Below are 17,127 nucleotides of genomic sequence, written 5' to 3' on the forward strand. Positions count from 1 at the left end.
TAGTTATACCTCTATCTGCTCTATTTGAATGATTTCGCTCTTGTTCAACACCTCGGACAAATTCAGCATGATGAGAAGTCGGCCTTCACCAAGCTTTGCAATGCCTCTTAAGTATTTAGCTTTAATGCCTCCGACAATTTCCGGCGGCAAATCGATCGTATCCGAATCGATATCGATGACATCATTCGCTGAATCAACAATAAAGCCTACCTCGATGTCTGCTGCAACGACAACAATAATTCTGGAATTTTCGGTAGCCGGCGTTTCCGGCAGGTCAAACCGGCCACGCAGGTCGATGACAGGAACGACTACGCCGCGCAAATTAATAACCCCTTTAATAAAAGCTGCAGTTTTCGGGACGCGCGTAATCGGAGATAGTCTTTCAATCGTGCGGACCTTATCTACTTCAATTCCGTATTCTTCATTGCCAAGCGCGAACACGATAACTTTTAATTCTTCCCCCATCGTAAAAACCTCCCTATTTGATTAATGCATTCGGATCAATAATCAATGCGACATACCCGTCGCCAAGTATCGTTGCGCCAGAAATTGCTTCAATATTCGTTAAATATTTTCCTAAGGTTTTTAGGACAATTTCACTTTGGCCAATAAATTCATCAACCATAACGGCAGCCCATTTCTCCCCTTTGCGAATGACCACAATTTCGGTTTCTGGCTCGTCATTTTCATTAAAATCCGGAGAATCCAGCACTTTGCTAAGTGATATCAACGGTATGATCGTGTTTCTAAACTCAATCATTTTATGGCCATGAACATGCAAAATTTGTTCCTTGCGAATGATTCCGGTTTCGACGATAGAGGATAAAGGAATCGCATATTTCTCAGAGCCCAGCTGAATAAGCATCGCCGAAATAATAGAAAGCGTAAGCGGCAGCTGAACAGAAAACTTTGTCCCTCTTCCAAATACGGAATCGATAGTCACGTTACCGCCTAAAGAGGTGATTTTGGACCGCACGACGTCTAGACCGACGCCGCGTCCCGAAATATCAGAAATTTTATCGGCTGTGCTAAAGCCCGCAGCAAAAATCAGCATATTGATATCGTCCGGGGACAGCTGCTTAGCCTGCTCCTCGGTTACGACGCCGTTTTTGACAGCCGTTTTGAGAACGCGCTCCTGGTGAATGCCGCGACCGTCCTCCTCCACTTCAATAAAGACATGGTTTCCGCTGTGATAGGCGCGCAGGTAGATTGTGCCCGTTTCCGGCTTGCCGGCTGCAATTCGCTCATCGACGGTTTCAATACCATGGTCAACCGAATTACGAAGCAAGTGAACTAGCGGGTCGCCAATCTCATCAATTACGGTACGGTCAAGTTCTGTATCAGCGCCATTAATGACAAGTTCGATTTTTTTGTCCAGCGATTTAGCCAAATCTCTAATCATACGAGGGAAACGATTAAATACAGAATCAACCGGAACCATCCGCAGCTTAAGAACGATGCTTTGAAGGTCCGAGCTTACGCGCGTCATATGCTCTACCGTTTCGGTTAAGTCGTTTCGTTTAATTTCGCTGGATAGCTGCTCAAGTCTTACGCGGTCGATGAGCAATTCGCTAAACAAGTTCATAAGCGTATCCAAGCGCTCAATATCGACACGAATGGTTCTAGATACATTAGCTGGCGCAGACGAAGCTTGTCCTTTGCTTGTTGCTTCTTCACGCGGCGTATCACCACCAGCTTTAGACGGAGCATCAGCCTTCGCAACCTCAGCAACCTCAATCACTTCTACTGCCGCAGCTGCATGAGATTGACTGAGTACAGCTAACGATTCTGCGTCCAATAACGTTACAACAGCTGACTCAATCTCAGATATGTTAAGAAGCTGTGCTTGAAGATCTTCCTGCGCCACTTGCGAAATCGTAAATACAGTGAAGGTGAAATCGAACTTTTCCTGCTCAATATCCTGAACGGATGGATCAGATTTAATAACCTCGCCCGTACGCTCAAGCAGCTCAAACACCATATACGCGCGAACCGCTTTCAGCAAGCAATTATCACGAATAGCTATCTGAATGTGAAATACGTTGTGGCCCGACTCAATCGATTGAAGCAATATGGAGGATTGGAATTCATCGAGCAGCATCGCCCCTGATGCGCTTGAAACTGGAGCACCTACTGCACTTGCCGCCACTGCCTGAGCTTCAACCGTTTTGCTCGCACTGTAGTCACTCTTTAAAATAATTTGCAGCGAGTTCACGATGGAGGTGACGTCAGCTTTGCCCGTTCCGCCGCCTACGATATCCTGAACCATCGCCTCTAGAGCATCCAGCCCTTTAAACAAGGTATCAAAAATAAAGCTGTCCATTTTTAGCTTGCTGTTTCGAACGAGGTCGAGCACGTTTTCCATTTCATGCGTCAGCGCAGCTAAATCTTCAAAGCCCATAGTGGCCGACATCCCTTTCAGCGTATGAGCTGAACGAAATATATTTTGAACGATACTAAGCTCCTCAGGCTCGCTTTCCAGTCGAAGCAAATTTTCATTCAGCGCTTGCAGGTGATCATTAGATTCATCGATAAACATCGATAAATAGGCATTCATATCCATTTCTCAGCACCTCCTGTAAGTATGGTTAAAAGCGATCTAGCCTATTATTTCAGCACTGCCTGCACAAGCTGCGGGGCAATGTGCTGCAGCGGCAATACTTTGCCCACGCAGCCAGCCTCAACCGCGGACCTGGGCATGCCATAAACGACACAGGTTTCTTCCGCTTCGGCAATCGTTGTTTCGGCACCGCATTCGACTAGCAGCTTCATGCCCTTCGCGCCGTCGCTTCCCATACCTGTCATGATGACTGCATGCCTCTTTAGCTCCCGAAATGCTGTCAACGATTCAAACAAAACGTCGACGGAAGGGCGATGACCGTTGCGTTGAGGCTGTTCCGTCAATAAAATCGAGTAGCCGGACGAATCCTTAGCAAGCTCCATGTGATATCCCCCAGGCGCAAGATAAACAACTCCGGCACCCACTCTCTGCCCCTGCTCCGCCTCAACAACATGCAGACCGCTAAAACTGTCAAGTCGCTGAGCCAGTGACTTTGTAAATTTTGGAGGCATATGCTGGACGATGAGCACAGGAGCCGGAAAATCCGCTGGCAAAGATGTAATCACTTCATGGAGCGCCCTTGGTCCGCCTGTCGATGTACCGATTGCTACTATATGTTTGAATGCTGATTGCGGGTCGCTAGTTTTGGCCTTCCTAATAGAAAGCGGCTCTGCAAAAAGAGGTTTAGCATCAGCCAGCGGTTCCTTACTGACGGAATTGCGGGCAGCAGTCGAAGCTGCCTTTCCCTTGTCAGTTACTTCAGGTTTTGCGCCTTTTGGTTTTGTATGTAATGGGGGTGCCTCTTGCTGCGGCCGCTGCTTGTGCTCCACTTTCGGGAAAAGCGGCTTGTTCCGATCTTTAATTGGTGCAGGCAGCGGTGCAATTACAGGCTCCTCAAGATGCAGAGGCTTTTTCAAAGCATTGTCAATACTATGTATTCTCGTCTTTACTTCTTCGACAATCGACTCCGGCTTCTCGCTAATCGTAATGACAGGTTGATGCCGCTTCGTCAGAACGGCGATACGCAATTTTTCAAGCAAAACCTCGCCGACCTGATGAATATCGTTTGATAGGGCACTTGAAGGCTTTCTTATAAAATCGAATGCACCGAATTGCAGCGCCTTAATCGTCTCTCTCGTATTATCTTCGCTAATTCCCGAGAGCATAATGACAGGCGTAGGGTTGTCTTTCATTATCATTTGCAATGCTTCTATTCCGTTCATTAACGGCATTTCCAAATCTAATGTAACAGCATCCGGTTTCCATTCACGAACCGCTTCAATGGCGTCTAGTCCATTCTCAGCAGTCGCCACAATCGTAAATTGCGGATCCTGAACAATTAAATCGCTTATGATTTTCCGCATAAATCCGGAATCATCAACAACAAGGACACGATAAGGAGCCATCTTGTTTCCTCCTCACTTCCAAAGGATTATCTTGAGCGCCTGAACATTTTATGCAAAAACCCTTTGACTCCGCCGCTAACTGCAGTGATTTGCGGTATCTCAAGAAAGTGCTTCGCAATCCGGTCAACCGCGAGCGATGCTTCGCTTCCCGGGTAAGCGACGGTAAACGGCAATTGACGCTTAACAGCTTTAGAAACGTTTGGATCATCTGGCAAAATGCCTAAATGAGGCAGATCTGACTGGAGAAACCGCTTAGCTACCATGCTGATTTTATCTGCGGTTTGCTTCCCTTCCCTGAAATCTGAGGCGCGGTTGACGATTAATTTGAATTGAACGTCAGCTTCCATTGCTTTAACCATCTTAATTAACGCGTAAGCATCCGTAATCGATGTTGGCTCAGGTGTAGTGACGACGATTGTTTCCTGGGCGGAAGTGATAAACTTAACCGTTTCCTTTGAAAGTCCGGCACCTGTATCAAACAAGATCACATCATATTTGCCATGCAGCTTGCCTATTTCCTCCGCGAAACGGTCAAGCTGCTCCGCCGATAAATCCATCAAATCACGTAAACCGGATCCGCCCGCGATAAAGTTCAGTCCCTCCGGCCCTTCCTGCACGATTTCCCAAATCGTTTTTTCCTGCTTAAGCAAATGATATAAATTGTAGGTCGAAGATACGCCCATCAGCACATCAATGTTAGCCATTCCGAGATCTGCATCGAATACAAGCACTTTTTTTCCCAACCGCTGCAGCGACAATGCGAAATTCAGGCTAAAATTCGATTTTCCGACGCCGCCCTTTCCGCTGGTGACCGTTACAACACGAGTCGTACGGCCCTCGTCTTGAAGCTCTTGCTGCTTTACTAAGTTACGTAACGCTTCCGCTTGATCCATCATGGGTTCTTACTCCTGAGCAGCTGCTGTATGTACGTTTCTAGTTGAAACTTCGCAATATCGTCCGGAACGGTCTGTCCGCTGGCCATATATGTAGGAAGCAATTCATAGTTCATAATCAGATTAAAAATCGCTCCGAAAACCGCTGTTTCATCCAGCTTCGTAAACAATACCTTGCGAACACCGTATTTGCTAAAATGTTCCGCAACCGCAGCCATGTCGCGAGTCTTGCCTGTCATGCTAAGCACCAGCACCGTTTCGCTGGGCTCGGTCGTTTGAAGCAAGCTGTTCACTTCGGATACATGCAGCTCGCTGCGGAAATTCCGCCCTGCTGTATCCATATAAATTAAATCCCGCTCGGCAAGCTGCATGAAGGCACGCGGCAAATCCATTGGCGAGAAAACGACCTCTAGAGGGACGTTCAATATGTTTGCATATGTTCTAAGCTGATCGACTGCCGCAATCCGGTATGTATCAGAAGTAATAAATCCAACCTGCCGTCCGTTCTTAATCGTATGTTCTGCTGCAAGCTTTGCGATCGTTGTGGTCTTGCCCACACCTGTTGGTCCGACAAAATGCACAACTCTTGCTTGACTGCTAATACCGCTGCCTATGTAGGGCCGCAGCCACTCTTCAAGCTGTGAAGCGGCAAGATCCCAAACCTGCTCCTTGCTGAATTCAATTCGTTCCTCGTTCTGCTGGTCCATTATCGATTGAAGCAAACGTTCGATCCACTGCGCATCCAACTCCTGCTCGATCAAATGCTCTTTGAGCTGAATCAATTGCTCGGACATCGCCATTTGATTACTTGATTGTTTAGAGAGCTTGACCATGTATTCTCTTAAATCTCGAATCTCATCAATTATGAACTGCTCGCGTCCGATGCTGGCATTTCGTTCCACAACAGGAGGAGCTGCGGGCGGTTCCATTACTGCAGTAGCAGTGCGTTGCGCCGTAAGCAATATTTGCTCCACGGCCGCATCCACTTGAGGATCCGCTTTACGTATAGGCTGCGGCGGAGGTGGCGTATGATTCGACTCGATAGCGGCTATAACCTCCATCTTCTTCTTCCGGAACATGCCCATAAACCCGCCGACCTTTATTTCCTTTGTATTCAGAATAACGGCATCCTTCCCGAGCTCGCTCCTAATCATGGAAACAGCCTCAGGCAGTGCATTTACCACATATCTCTTTACTCTCATAGGTTCACCACCCCGACGCTTTGTACTTCAATATTCGGTTCAAGCTCGCTGTAGGAAAGCACAGGCACATCTTGCATCGTTCTCTCCACGATCTGTCTCAAATACATTCGAATGGTAGGCGATGCGAGTACGACTGGCTGTTGGCCGGATTGAATTTGACGATTGACATGCTCATTAAGCTTTTGAAAAATCTGCTGCGTAGAAACGGGATCGAGCGCAATATAGCTTCCTTGATCCGACTGCTGTACAGACTCTGCAATTTTTTTCTCAAGCTGCGGTCCGACCGTAATAACCCTCAGGGTGTCGCTGCCTGAAGAAAACTGCTGTGTAATTTGTCTGGATAATGACTGACGTACATATTCTGTCAAGATATCAGTGTCCTTCGTATAATTACCGTGATCAGCTAATGCTTCAAAAATGGTAACGAGGTCACGAATCGATACCTTTTCACGCAGCAGCTTAGACAATACTTTCTGTACGTCGCCGATTGCGAGAATAGAAGGAATTAACTCATCAATAAGCGCAGGATACGTTTCTTTCACATTTTCTACTAACTGTTTCGTTTCTTGGCGGCCTATGAGCTCATGTGCATGACGTTTAATGATTTCCGTCAAATGCGTCGCCACTACAGATGGTGGATCTACGACTGTATAACCGGACAGCTCTGCCCGCTCCTTCATCTGCTCATCGATCCACATGGCAGGCAATCCGAAAGCTGGCTCGGTTGTTTCTATACCGATGACCGAATCGTCCTCGAACCCCGGGCTCATGGCCAAATAATGATTGAGCAGCAAGTCACCGCGGGCTACGGTGTTGCCTTTAATTTTGATTACATATTCATTCGGCTTCAGTTGAATGTTATCCCGAATCCGGATAACTGGTACAACGAGCCCTAGTTCCAGCGCGCATTGCCTGCGGATCATAATGATCCGATCCAGCAAATCTCCACCCTGCTGCGTATCCGCAAGCGGTATAAGTCCATATCCAAACTCGAATTCAATCGGATCAATTTGCAGAAGGCTAATGACGCTTTCGGGACTGCGAACCTCTTCAATCTGCTGCTCTTCAACGAGCATCTCCTCTTGTTCCTTCTGCTTATGAATCGCTTTATGCATGAACCAGCCGCCGTATGCCAGCATAATCGCGAATGGCCAAGTCCGCATTGGCCCGATTGGTGTAAGACCCAGTAAAGCTATCGTTCCTGCGGCGATAAATAAGAGCTTCGGATATTTGAAAAGCTGCGCCGTAACATCCTCAGCCAGGTTTCCGTCAGATGCTGCACGGGTAACGATCAGGCCTGCGGCGGTTGAAATAAGCAAAGCAGGTATTTGACTGACGAGTCCGTCACCGATTGTAAGGATAGAGAACGTCGAAAGTGATTCGCCGAAGCTTAAATCATGGATAGCCATACCGATTATGAATCCGCCTACCAAGTTGATGGCTAGAATGATGATAGAGGCAATCGCATCGCCTTTTACGAATTTACTGGCACCGTCCATCGCACCGTAAAAATCGGCTTCCCGTTCGATTTTGGATCGGCGGGCTTTCGCTTGCTGTTCATTGATCAATCCAGCATTCAGGTCCGCATCGATACTCATTTGTTTACCTGGCATCGCGTCTAGCGTAAATCTTGCAGCGACCTCCGCTACCCGCTCGGAGCCTTTCGTGATGACGATAAATTGAACGACAACGAGGATGAGGAAGACGATAAAGCCGATTGCAATTTCTCCCCCGCCAACCCAGCTGCCAAATGTAGCGACGACCTCCCCCGCTTCAGCATGCGATAAAATATTTCTAGTCGTTGAAACATTCAGCGCTAGACGGAATAGAGTAGTGATTAATAGAATGGCCGGGAATATTGAGAAATCAAGTGCTTCCCTTGTATTCATAGCGATCAGCAAAATCATCAAAGCGATCGAAATGTTTAATATAATGAGAATATCTAGTAGTAGGACTGGGATCGGGATTATCATCATGAGCACAATTCCAATTACGCCAAAAAGTACTACAAAGTCCTTTGCTTTCATGACGCCGTCTCCTCCGGTAGTGTTATGATGATTTCACGCGTCCTTTCAGTTTATATACATATGCGAGCACCTCAGCCACAGCTTGGAACAAATCTTGCGGAATCACATCCCCAATCTCAGCCCGTTCGTAAAGCGCTCTGGCCAGCGGCTTATTTTCCATTGTGACAACACCGTTTTGTTTGGCTATTTCTTTGATGCGAAGCGCTACGTGATCCATCCCTTTGGCAATTATCTTGGGCGCCTCCATCTTCGTCGCATCGTACTTCAATGCGATGGCAAAATGTGTAGGGTTCGTAATGATGACATCCGCATTCGGAACCTCCTGCATCATTCGCTGCAGCGCCATTCTGCGTTGACGCTCACGAATACGGCCCTTGATGATCGGGTCACCCTCCGATTTCTTGTATTCATCCTTTATATCTTGTTTAGACATTCTTAAGCTTTTGCTATGTTCAAAGCGTTGATAGAAATAATCGGCTAGCGCGAGTACCGTAAGCACCGCACCGATTTCAATCCCTAGCTTCACGGTTAAACCTGCGATAAAGCTAAATATTTGTTGAACCGGAAGGCTTGCCAATACTAATATCCGATCCCACTCCTTCATGATCGTCATATACACGAGTACTGCTATGATCAGAAGCTTCAGAACACTCTTTAAAAATTCAACTATTGTTTTTGCTGAAAATATTTGTTTAAACCCGTTAACCGGGTTCAACTTGCTAAATTTCATTTTAAGAGGATCGCCTGTCAACAAAAAACCAAACTGCACAATGTTACCAAGGATCCCGGTAATAACGGCAATTGCAAATATCGGCAGCAAAATGAGCAGCAGCTCGATTGCTACATCGCTGAAGAGTGACATCACGTTTCCAGCCGTTAAATCCATCAGCAGCCAGTCTTCGAATAAATTTCCGAACAGCATCATAATATGCGCTTTGAAATAACCGCCTAACATGATGAAGCTCATAAAAACAAACATTAAAATAAGTGAACCAGGCAGATCAGCGGATCTGGCGATCTGACCTTTCTTTCTTGCTTCATCCCGTTTTCTCGGAGTGGCTTGCTCAGTCTTCTCCTGACTGAACAGCTGAAGATCAAGCTTTAGACGGTAATTGCGCATGGGCAGCATCCTCCTATTGCCCTTCAGGCGGCGGACCCTGCACAATACCGAATAGCTGTTCCAGAGCGCCAAACATGATGGAAAACAATCTTTCAAATATGCCAGCAAGGCTTGGCATTAACAAGACAAGCAGAATCATGCCGATGATAAGCTTTAACGGGATACCGATTACAAACACATTGAATTGAGGAGCTGTTTTAGTCAGGAAACCCAAGCCTACATCGGTCAAAAACATGGCCACAATAAGCGGCGCAGCTACTTGAATGGCAAGCAGAAACGTGTTGCCTGCCAATCTCGTTAAAAAGTCGGTCACGCTGCCGCTCATCAATCTGCTAAAAAGTTCATTTGACAAAGGCATCCATTTGTAGCTATCCATGAGACCCGTTATTAAAAAATGATGGCCGTTCATCATCAGAAAAATGACGATAATCAGCATGTACTTAAAATTGCCGAGCAAAGGGGCTGACGTACCCGTATGAGGGTCTACTATGTTTGCCATCGCAAAACCAACCTGCAAATCCATAAAGGCGCCTGCGGTTTGAACAACGGCGAAGAACAAATAGACCACATAACCCATCAAAACGCCGACTAATATTTCACGAAACAGCACAAGCACATACTCTGCGTCCGGTACAATCGTCTGCTTCATTCCGTACGTTAAAAAAACGATAAACGAAATGAAGAAGCCGAGACCGATCTTGAACACGTTCGGCACGCCTCGCGAGGAGAACACAGGCGCTACGACGAAAAACGCAGTTATTCGACAAAAGATTAGCAAAAAAATAGGAAAACCTTGTACGATCGCGTTCATTCACTCACAACCTAACCGATGTAATTATGAAGATTGTTCAGCAGATTGTAAGTAAAGTCGATAACCGTATTTAGAATCCATGGGCCAAAAATAATGATGGAAACGAAAACAGCTACAATTTTCGGGACAAATGCCAGCGTCTGCTCTTGAATCTGTGTTGTTGCCTGAAATATGCTGACAAGTAACCCTACGACCAAAGCAAGAACGAGCATTGGTGCACTGGCTTTCAAAACGACGAATACAGCCTCGCTGGCCAATCCGATTATGAAATCAGTACTCATCGAACGTCACTCCCTGCTAGTATCACGTGTTGAAGCTTAGTAATAAAGATTTTACGATCAAATACCATCCATCTACTAATACAAATAGAAGCAGTTTAAACGGCAAAGATATCATTACGGGAGGCAGCATCATCATCCCCATTGCCATCAATGTGCTCGCAACAATCATATCGATGACTAGAAACGGAATGAAAATCATAAATCCCATTTGAAAAGCTGTTTTGAGCTCGCTGATCGCATATGCAGGTATTAATACCGTAATTGGAATCTCTTTAAATGAAGCAGGTTTCTCCGTTTTGGTGTAATTCATGAAGAGCATTAAATCCTTTTCCCGCGTATGGGAGAACATAAACTTCTTCATTGGGACGGATGCTTCTTGGAAAGCCTCAGTTTGCGAGATTTGACCTTTTAAATAGGGCTGAAGTGCAACGTCGTTGACCTGCGAGAACGTTGGCGCCATGATGAAAAAAGTTAAAAACATCGCAAGACCGATTAATACTTGATTGGGAGGCATTTGCTGCGTTCCAAGTGAAGTTCTTACAAAGCCTAGAACGATAACAATTCGGGTAAAGCTGGTCATTAGCACCATAATTGCCGGTGCGATGCTTAATACTGTTATTAATAAAAGAATGGATAAGGCGCTAGTACCGGGCGTGTCGCCGCTTCCGTCGCCAATGTTAATGGATACGTCGGGCAAAGGCTCCGCAAATGCCTGATTATGTATGAGCATGGCAAACAGTTGTACAGCAACGATTGATATCCACCACTTATTTTTCATCATCCATCAACCGTTCATTTGATTTAGATTCATGCAGCATCGATTCCAATTGTTGTTTGCGGTCTGCTTGTTTACTAAGCTTGTTTTGCAACAGATGCTGAAAGGAGGATGTTGAATTCCATTGCTCTTCTGACAGCTCTGTTTCGGCTCTTTCGTTACGGTTTCTAAGCTTGCTAAGCAGCTCAGAAATGATGTCTTTGGACCACGCAGATTGCTGCTGGCGTTCGAGCGCAGTTATGACAGCGTTTGCCTGCTCAGCATTGTCAATCTTATCGATTAGGGTAATGTTCTCGCCGACACCAACAATATAAATCCGTCCAGCAATTTCAACGACTTGAAGCGAATTGTTTTGTCCGAGCGCAATTCCGCCGAGCGAACGAAGCGAACGATTCGTTCCCCACGTACGGTTGCGCTGAGACAACCATTTGATGACTAAAATGATCAACACGATAACGATGGCAAGCGCGATAATGACCCAAATCAAGCTGCCCGCTAGATCCTTTGTACCCGTGAACACCATCTGTTCATCATTGTTTGCGCTGCTGCCGTCTGTTGCAGCAGCAGCAGCAAAACGAGGCCAAATCGCCATCCCAAGAGCAGACACCATTGAAATGCGCGAAGGTAAGTTAAACATCTTGTCTATCCGCTATCCGAGCGTTTTCTTGATCGCTTCAATTACGCGATCAGCTTGGAACGGTTTAACGATGAAGTCCTTTGCGCCTGCTTGGATCGCATCAATAACCATTGCTTGCTGACCCATTGCTGAACACATAATCACTTTTGCATTGCTGTCTATCTTTTTGATCTCTTTCAGTGCGGAGATTCCGTCCATCTCAGGCATCGTAATATCCATTGTTGTCAAATCCGGTTTCAGTTCTTTGTACTTTTCTACCGCCTGAGCGCCATCCGGGGCTTCACCGACGACTTCGTAGCCGTTCTTTGATAAAATGTCACGAATCATCATGCGCATGAAAGCTGCGTCGTCTACGATAAGAATGCGGTTTGCCATCTCTTTTTATCCTCCCAGGATACTATTGTAATTTTTGAATACGGTCCCATTGACTTACGATATCCGTCACGCGAACACCAAAGTTTTCATCGATAACAACAACCTCGCCTTTGGCAATTAGCTTATTGTTCACCAGGATGTCGACCGGCTCGCCGGCAAGCTTGTCCAGCTCGATAATCGAACCTTGCGACAGCTCCAAAATATCTTTTATTTGCTTCTGGGTCCTTCCTAATTCTACCGTGACCTTAAGCGGTATGTCGAGCAGTAAATTGAGGTTTGTCTCATCTGGCTGAATAAACGGAGCGTTGCCGAAATTAGCAAATTGGACAGGCTGAACGTTTACATTACGATTAGCTGAATGACCATATGTATGAGGTCCAGGCGGCTGCATGGGAATATCGTAGCCGGCTGCCGGTGTCTGAAACTGCATCGGCGGCATCTGGTTCATATGGTTCATATGGTTCATATGGTTCATATGATTCATCTGGTTCATTTCGTACATCTGGTTCATTTGACTCATTTGCGGCATTTCCTGCATAGGCGGTGCCATGTGCATTTGTGGCAGCACAGCGTTCATGTGAGCTGCGGCAGCTGTTTCCTGCATAGCCATTGCTTGCTGCGCTGCGGGAACTGCAGGAGCAGCAGCTGGAGCTGTAACTGCAGGCTGTGCTGGCGGTTCTTCTACTACCCCCATCAATATATCAACCATTTGCTTTGCAAAAGGGATAGGAAGAAGCTGCATAATCGTCGAATCGATAAGATCGCCGATCGTCAACCGGAAAGAAATTTTAATAAACAAATCCACTGGCGGCAAATGCTCCATGCCATCGCCGTTATTCACATCTAAAATATCAATTCCTGGCGGTGAAATGTTGACAAATCGATTAAAGATCGTTGACATCGACGTCGCGGAAGAACCCATCATTTGATTCATGGCTTCTTGTACAGCACTAATATGAATTTCGTTCAGTTCTTCGACAGTGATGTTGTTCCCTTCACCGCCCAGCATCAAATCAGCAATGATTTGGGCATCCTTTGTCTTAATAACGAGAGAGTTAATGCCTTGAAATCCGTCAACATATTGCACGCTGACCGCGACATGCGGTTTAGGGAAAATGTCCGGGAGTTCGTCTTTTTTAACGATGCTAACCTGCGGCGTCGTGATGTCTACTTTTTTGCCAAGCAGCGTCGATAGTGCTGTCGCGGCACTGCCAAAGGTGATATTTCCGATTTCGCCCAGCGCAGACTGTTCCATTTCGGATAAGAAGTCTGAAAGTTGTTGTCCGGCCTCAGAGGGCAGCTCCGGTTCCGGCTCACTTACGGATTGACGAAGCAATGCATCAATTTCCTCTTGTGACAAATAGTCCTTACTCGTCATAATCTTCTTCCACTCCTTCGCTGACAACCTGATCTACTTGAACAGCCAGTCGATCCTTAACGGAGCCCGGACTGCCAATAAACTTAAGCTTCTCTCCCACTTTAATCTTCAGACCATCATCGACTGACTTATTCAATGAAATAACATCGCCTATATTCAGTCCCAGAAATTCTTTGATCGTAAGCGAGGATTCACCAAGCTCAGCTACGATTGGAAGCTTCGCTTTGTTCACCCGCTGCTCCAATATTTCAACCTCTTCTGGCGCACGGGCTTTCTTCTGCGAAACAAACCAATGATGAACAGATAATCTGGACATAATCGGTTCGATAACGACATGCGGAATACAAAGGTTGATCATTCCTGTCGTGTCGCCAATTTTGGTGCTGAAAGAAATAAGTGCTATCGTCTCGTTCGGAGATACGATTTGCATGAACTGAGGATTCGTTTCCAAAGCTTCCAGTCTAGGAGAAATATCGATTATCGTTTTCCATGCTTCCTGCAAGCTTTCAAACGTTCGGCTGAAGATACGCTCCATAATGATCGTCTCGATCTCAGTTAAGCTGTTAAATTTGGAAGGCGCTATACCCTGCCCGCCTAACATCCGATCAAGCATGGCGTAAGCTACGTTTGGATGAACCTCAAGCACCATCCGCCCTTCCAGCGGCTCCGCTTCGAAGATGTTCAAGATCGTCATCTTAGGAATCGAACGAATAAATTCGTCATATGGCAATTGCTCGACCTGCACGACATTTATTTGAACAAATGTGCGTAGTTGCGCTGAGAAATAGGTTGTTAAATATCGTGCAAAGTTTTCGTGGATCCGGGTCAAGCTTCTTATATGATCCTTCGAAAAACGAACGGCGCGTTTGAAATCATACAAACTGACTTTTCGTGTCGTCTCTTCCTTTTTCAGTTCCTCTGCATCCATTTCACCGGAATCCAAAGCAGCAAGCAGCGCATCAATTTCATTTTGCGATAAAACATCAACCAAATATCTCACCTCCTTCGAGGAATGTCGGCGTAGTCAGTTAAATTTCTGTAATAATAAAGTTTGTGATTTCTACCTTAACCAATTTACCTTTCGGGACAATGGGATTAATAAGGTTAAGCAGCTTGGATTCGAGTGCATCTTCGCCTTGAGAGCCTTTCAGCTCGTCAGCGGTCATATCTGCTAGCGTACGGTTAATGATAGGTCTGACCTCAATTTCGATCAGCTTGTCGAACTCTTCCTTTGTTTTCTTGCTGTCAAGCTGGAAAGCAAAGCTAAGAACAACAACATATTCAGGGTCTTTCAAGTTTCTTCTGAAATCCTTTAATTCGGATGTAACCTCTACACGCTCATCCGCAGACAACACTTTAACCTCAATGGTCTTTGTCTCCGTCGCTTGTTCCTTAGGGTCGGTAAAAAAGGATTTAAACAATATAATGGCAACAATTGCGATTAATGTTATAGATAACAAAATGGTAATCAACCATGGAAGCATTTTTTTCATGCTGAGGGCCCCTCCGTTTGCTCACTCTTTTGGGCCGCCGCAACGAGGCCAATTGTCCGAAGATACTGCTCATTAAGCAGCAACAGCTCAGCTGTCTTCTCTTTAACTACCAGCTTTTTTCCTGTCGTAAGCGTAATAACGGTATCCGCGGATTCTTCAATCACTTCAATTAATAGTGCGTTTATCGTGACTCTTGTTCCATTTAATCGCGTTACGGTAATCATTAGTTACCCCCTCACACCTAGGGGAGGCACTGGGCCTCCCGCCCGTTATGACTTACCTATCGTTTTAAGTTAACAACCTCTTGCAAAATTTCATCGGAAGTTGTAATAATACGCGAATTTGCTTGAAAACCGCGCTGCGCAACGATCATTTCCGTAAATTCAGCTGTCAAATCAACGTTTGACATTTCCAGCTGTCCGGCAATGATCGATCCCGTACCGAGCTCCGGATCGCCGGCGAACGTCATGAAATCTTCAATTGAAGCGTCCGGGTTAGCATTGGCCGTCACGCGGTACATATTGCCGCCAAGCTTCTCAAGACCGCTGGGGTTTACAACCTTCGCAATGCCAAGTTGTGCGACAGCTTCCGTACCGTCAGCCGTTACGCCCGTAATCGTTCCATCCTGTCCGATGGAAAAAGCAGTAATCGCTTCGTCAAGAACGATCGGCTCTTGGTCGACGCTTAGTACAAAGTATCCATCGCCTGTTACAAGCTGTCTGTTCGCATCCAACGTAAAGTTTCCTGCGCGGGTCAGAAGCATTTCAGACTCGTCGTTAGCTCGAACAACGAAGAAGCCATCTCCGTCGATACGCAGATCAGTCGCCTGATTCGTCGTCATTGCGCTTCCTGCGGTATGTACCGTATCGATAGATCCGATAGATACGCCTAAACCGACCTGCTTCGCGTTTACGCCACCTCGCACGCCTTCCTCAGGTGCGGTAACGCCCGCAACAGTCTGGCTTAGAATATCTTTAAACATGACGCGGCCTGCTTTGAAACCTACCGTGTTGACGTTGGCGATATTGTTGCCTATGACGTCAAGCTTTGTTTGAAAGCCGCGCATACCGGATACGCCCGAATACATCGATCTTAGCATTGTTCGTTTTTCCTCCTGGAATATGGATTGGACTCATTGGCTTCTAAGTATGTATGCACTATCATGCAGCTGCTTCAATCGGTCCGCAGCTTGAGGCTCCCTGATAGGTCCAGCCTTACGATAAAATAATAGCACTGTCTATATGAGTAAATACGTTACTTCTCATTTGTCCGCCATCCATAGCCGTTACTACGGTGCGGCTTGGAACGTTCACAATCATAGCGATATCTCGAAAAACGATTAAAGAATCTTGAGCGCCTTTTGATGCAGCCTCTTCAACGGCATTTATAATTTTCGTTAACGATTCCGGCTGTAATTTAATGCCTCTCTGCTGCATGCGCACCTCGGCATGATGACTGAACTTAAGCACTTTCGTATCAAGCAAGCCTTGAAACTCTGTCGATTGCGGTAAACGGTTAGCTGCCGCTTTGCCTGGCTGAAGGGGTGTGGATTTAACCGGGAAAATATGACCGATTCTCACGCCATTGTTCACTAGGTTTCCGCCCCCTCCTCAGCACCCGCTGAATCAGAAGATGAATTATCCGCTGCTTCGACGCTGGCATTATCTGCCGTTTCCTCCGCGCTGGCACTGTCTCCATCCGTTTCCGATACTGCTGTGACATCATCAAGAGCGATCTCAGCACCGCCTACCCTTGCATATAGAATGCCGTCCTTCGAGATGATGGACTCAACAACGCCCTTAATGGTTGTGACATCTCCCGCTTCGTCAGCTTCGTTCCATTCAATCGTTTTGCCAATCATGGTTGAAGCGGAGCCTATATTCTGACGCATTAAGGTAAGCTCAGAAGACATGTTCATAAGCTGCTCCACCGAGGTGAATTGTGCCATCTGTGCGATGAAATCCTTATCCTGAAGCGGTTGCATTGGATCCTGATTACGAAGCTGCGTTACAAGGATGCTTAAGAACTGATCCTTGCCAAGCGTATCCGTGCTTATTTTGTTTGCTGCCGCTTGCACGTTTGCTTGACTATAGTTCGGCCATACTGCGCGGGTAGAAATGCTATCTGCCATTTCCGATCACCTCCGATCTCTCTTGCGGCACGATTGTT

At 46.3% G+C, this 17,127-nt stretch carries 19 protein-coding genes; all 19 read right to left on the minus strand.

Going from position 1 to position 17,127, the window contains the following annotated elements; genetic code table 11:
* Nucleotides 1–3: 3 nt before the first annotated feature.
* The 19 genes from AC0YNZ_RS01030 to AC0YNZ_RS01120 all read right to left on the minus strand — a co-directional run bounded on the left by AC0YNZ_RS01030 (nucleotide 4) and on the right by AC0YNZ_RS01120 (nucleotide 17,089).
* The gene (locus AC0YNZ_RS01030) at nucleotides 4–465 is read right to left on the minus strand and encodes a chemotaxis protein CheW (RefSeq protein ID WP_475824890.1); all 462 of its coding nucleotides are present in this window, start codon (nucleotides 463–465) and stop codon (nucleotides 4–6) included.
* A 13-nt stretch (nucleotides 466–478) separates the two neighbouring features.
* Nucleotides 479–2,563, minus strand: a complete 2,085-nt coding sequence (locus AC0YNZ_RS01035) for a chemotaxis protein CheW (RefSeq protein WP_475824891.1) — start codon at nucleotides 2,561–2,563, stop codon at nucleotides 479–481.
* A gap of 44 nt (nucleotides 2,564–2,607) precedes the next feature.
* Nucleotides 2,608–3,966: a protein-glutamate methylesterase/protein-glutamine glutaminase gene (locus AC0YNZ_RS01040; protein WP_475824892.1), complete on the minus strand. Its 1,359-nt coding sequence runs from the start codon at nucleotides 3,964–3,966 to the stop codon at nucleotides 2,608–2,610.
* Nucleotides 3,967–3,992: 26 nt separating this feature from the next.
* A complete protein-coding gene (locus AC0YNZ_RS01045) occupies nucleotides 3,993–4,862 on the minus strand; it encodes a MinD/ParA family protein (protein ID WP_475824893.1) in 870 nt (289 codons plus the stop codon).
* Complete coding sequence (gene flhF, locus AC0YNZ_RS01050) at nucleotides 4,859–6,061, minus strand: flagellar biosynthesis protein FlhF (RefSeq protein WP_475824894.1); 1,203 nt, start codon at nucleotides 6,059–6,061, stop codon at nucleotides 4,859–4,861. Before flhF ends, AC0YNZ_RS01045 begins: the two co-directional genes overlap by 4 nt.
* The gene (gene flhA / locus AC0YNZ_RS01055; RefSeq protein WP_475824895.1) at nucleotides 6,058–8,088 is read right to left on the minus strand and encodes a flagellar biosynthesis protein FlhA; all 2,031 of its coding nucleotides are present in this window, start codon (nucleotides 8,086–8,088) and stop codon (nucleotides 6,058–6,060) included. The genes flhF and flhA overlap by 4 nt, the downstream gene beginning before the upstream one ends.
* Before the next feature lie 22 nt (nucleotides 8,089–8,110).
* A complete protein-coding gene (gene flhB, locus AC0YNZ_RS01060; protein ID WP_475824896.1) occupies nucleotides 8,111–9,208 on the minus strand; it encodes a flagellar biosynthesis protein FlhB in 1,098 nt (365 codons plus the stop codon).
* Nucleotides 9,209–9,221: 13 nt separating this feature from the next.
* Complete coding sequence (gene fliR / locus AC0YNZ_RS01065; protein WP_475824897.1) at nucleotides 9,222–10,019, minus strand: flagellar biosynthetic protein FliR; 798 nt, start codon at nucleotides 10,017–10,019, stop codon at nucleotides 9,222–9,224.
* Nucleotides 10,020–10,030: 11 nt separating this feature from the next.
* The gene (gene fliQ, locus AC0YNZ_RS01070; RefSeq protein ID WP_110769005.1) at nucleotides 10,031–10,300 is read right to left on the minus strand and encodes a flagellar biosynthesis protein FliQ; all 270 of its coding nucleotides are present in this window, start codon (nucleotides 10,298–10,300) and stop codon (nucleotides 10,031–10,033) included.
* A gap of 22 nt (nucleotides 10,301–10,322) precedes the next feature.
* Nucleotides 10,323–11,030: a flagellar type III secretion system pore protein FliP gene (gene fliP, locus AC0YNZ_RS01075; RefSeq protein ID WP_475825473.1), complete on the minus strand. Its 708-nt coding sequence runs from the start codon at nucleotides 11,028–11,030 to the stop codon at nucleotides 10,323–10,325.
* A 37-nt stretch (nucleotides 11,031–11,067) separates the two neighbouring features.
* The gene (locus AC0YNZ_RS01080) at nucleotides 11,068–11,712 is read right to left on the minus strand and encodes a flagellar biosynthetic protein FliO (protein ID WP_475824898.1); all 645 of its coding nucleotides are present in this window, start codon (nucleotides 11,710–11,712) and stop codon (nucleotides 11,068–11,070) included.
* A 12-nt stretch (nucleotides 11,713–11,724) separates the two neighbouring features.
* Nucleotides 11,725–12,087, minus strand: a complete 363-nt coding sequence (locus tag AC0YNZ_RS01085; protein ID WP_110769008.1) for a response regulator — start codon at nucleotides 12,085–12,087, stop codon at nucleotides 11,725–11,727.
* A 22-nt stretch (nucleotides 12,088–12,109) separates the two neighbouring features.
* Nucleotides 12,110–13,465 carry a flagellar motor switch phosphatase FliY gene (gene fliY, locus AC0YNZ_RS01090; protein ID WP_475824899.1) on the minus strand — a complete coding sequence of 452 codons (1,356 nt, stop codon included), beginning with the start codon at nucleotides 13,463–13,465 and terminating at the stop codon, nucleotides 12,110–12,112.
* Nucleotides 13,455–14,456, minus strand: coding sequence for a flagellar motor switch protein FliM (gene fliM, locus AC0YNZ_RS01095; RefSeq protein ID WP_110769010.1), 1,002 nt, complete (start codon nucleotides 14,454–14,456; stop codon nucleotides 13,455–13,457). The genes fliY and fliM overlap by 11 nt, the downstream gene beginning before the upstream one ends.
* Before the next feature lie 37 nt (nucleotides 14,457–14,493).
* Nucleotides 14,494–14,958, minus strand: coding sequence for a flagellar basal body-associated FliL family protein (locus AC0YNZ_RS01100; RefSeq protein WP_110769011.1), 465 nt, complete (start codon nucleotides 14,956–14,958; stop codon nucleotides 14,494–14,496).
* A complete protein-coding gene (locus AC0YNZ_RS01105) occupies nucleotides 14,955–15,182 on the minus strand; it encodes a flagellar FlbD family protein (protein WP_110769012.1) in 228 nt (75 codons plus the stop codon). Before AC0YNZ_RS01105 ends, AC0YNZ_RS01100 begins: the two co-directional genes overlap by 4 nt.
* Before the next feature lie 56 nt (nucleotides 15,183–15,238).
* The gene (gene flgG, locus AC0YNZ_RS01110; RefSeq protein ID WP_475824900.1) at nucleotides 15,239–16,057 is read right to left on the minus strand and encodes a flagellar basal body rod protein FlgG; all 819 of its coding nucleotides are present in this window, start codon (nucleotides 16,055–16,057) and stop codon (nucleotides 15,239–15,241) included.
* Nucleotides 16,058–16,172: 115 nt separating this feature from the next.
* Complete coding sequence (locus tag AC0YNZ_RS01115; RefSeq protein WP_475824901.1) at nucleotides 16,173–16,550, minus strand: TIGR02530 family flagellar biosynthesis protein; 378 nt, start codon at nucleotides 16,548–16,550, stop codon at nucleotides 16,173–16,175.
* The gene (locus AC0YNZ_RS01120) at nucleotides 16,550–17,089 is read right to left on the minus strand and encodes a flagellar hook capping FlgD N-terminal domain-containing protein (RefSeq protein ID WP_475824902.1); all 540 of its coding nucleotides are present in this window, start codon (nucleotides 17,087–17,089) and stop codon (nucleotides 16,550–16,552) included. Before AC0YNZ_RS01120 ends, AC0YNZ_RS01115 begins: the two co-directional genes overlap by 1 nt.
* Nucleotides 17,090–17,127: the final 38 nt, after the last annotated feature.

The sequence above is a fragment of the Paenibacillus sp. J2L1-98 genome (assembly GCF_056269405.1).

What these genes read in the sequence shown, in the direction of transcription:
- AC0YNZ_RS01030 (WP_475824890.1), bottom strand. Translation starts at nt 465, where the DNA reads ATGGGGGAAGAATTAAAAGTTATCGTGTTCGCGCTTGGCAATGAAGAA.
- AC0YNZ_RS01035 (WP_475824891.1), bottom strand. Translation starts at nt 2,563, where the DNA reads ATGGATATGAATGCCTATTTATCGATGTTTATCGATGAATCTAATGAT.
- AC0YNZ_RS01040 (WP_475824892.1), bottom strand. Translation starts at nt 3,966, where the DNA reads ATGGCTCCTTATCGTGTCCTTGTTGTTGATGATTCCGGATTTATGCGG.
- AC0YNZ_RS01045 (WP_475824893.1), bottom strand. Translation starts at nt 4,862, where the DNA reads ATGATGGATCAAGCGGAAGCGTTACGTAACTTAGTAAAGCAGCAAGAG.
- flhF (WP_475824894.1), bottom strand. Translation starts at nt 6,061, where the DNA reads ATGAGAGTAAAGAGATATGTGGTAAATGCACTGCCTGAGGCTGTTTCC.
- flhA (WP_475824895.1), bottom strand. Translation starts at nt 8,088, where the DNA reads ATGAAAGCAAAGGACTTTGTAGTACTTTTTGGCGTAATTGGAATTGTG.
- flhB (WP_475824896.1), bottom strand. Translation starts at nt 9,208, where the DNA reads ATGCGCAATTACCGTCTAAAGCTTGATCTTCAGCTGTTCAGTCAGGAG.
- fliR (WP_475824897.1), bottom strand. Translation starts at nt 10,019, where the DNA reads ATGAACGCGATCGTACAAGGTTTTCCTATTTTTTTGCTAATCTTTTGT.
- fliQ (WP_110769005.1), bottom strand. Translation starts at nt 10,300, where the DNA reads ATGAGTACTGATTTCATAATCGGATTGGCCAGCGAGGCTGTATTCGTC.
- fliP (WP_475825473.1), bottom strand. Translation starts at nt 11,030, where the DNA reads ATGCTCATACATAATCAGGCATTTGCGGAGCCTTTGCCCGACGTATCC.
- AC0YNZ_RS01080 (WP_475824898.1), bottom strand. Translation starts at nt 11,712, where the DNA reads ATGTTTAACTTACCTTCGCGCATTTCAATGGTGTCTGCTCTTGGGATG.
- AC0YNZ_RS01085 (WP_110769008.1), bottom strand. Translation starts at nt 12,087, where the DNA reads ATGGCAAACCGCATTCTTATCGTAGACGACGCAGCTTTCATGCGCATG.
- fliY (WP_475824899.1), bottom strand. Translation starts at nt 13,465, where the DNA reads ATGACGAGTAAGGACTATTTGTCACAAGAGGAAATTGATGCATTGCTT.
- AC0YNZ_RS01100 (WP_110769011.1), bottom strand. Translation starts at nt 14,958, where the DNA reads ATGAAAAAAATGCTTCCATGGTTGATTACCATTTTGTTATCTATAACA.
- AC0YNZ_RS01105 (WP_110769012.1), bottom strand. Translation starts at nt 15,182, where the DNA reads ATGATTACCGTAACGCGATTAAATGGAACAAGAGTCACGATAAACGCA.
- flgG (WP_475824900.1), bottom strand. Translation starts at nt 16,057, where the DNA reads ATGCTAAGATCGATGTATTCGGGCGTATCCGGTATGCGCGGCTTTCAA.
- AC0YNZ_RS01120 (WP_475824902.1), bottom strand. Translation starts at nt 17,089, where the DNA reads ATGGCAGATAGCATTTCTACCCGCGCAGTATGGCCGAACTATAGTCAA.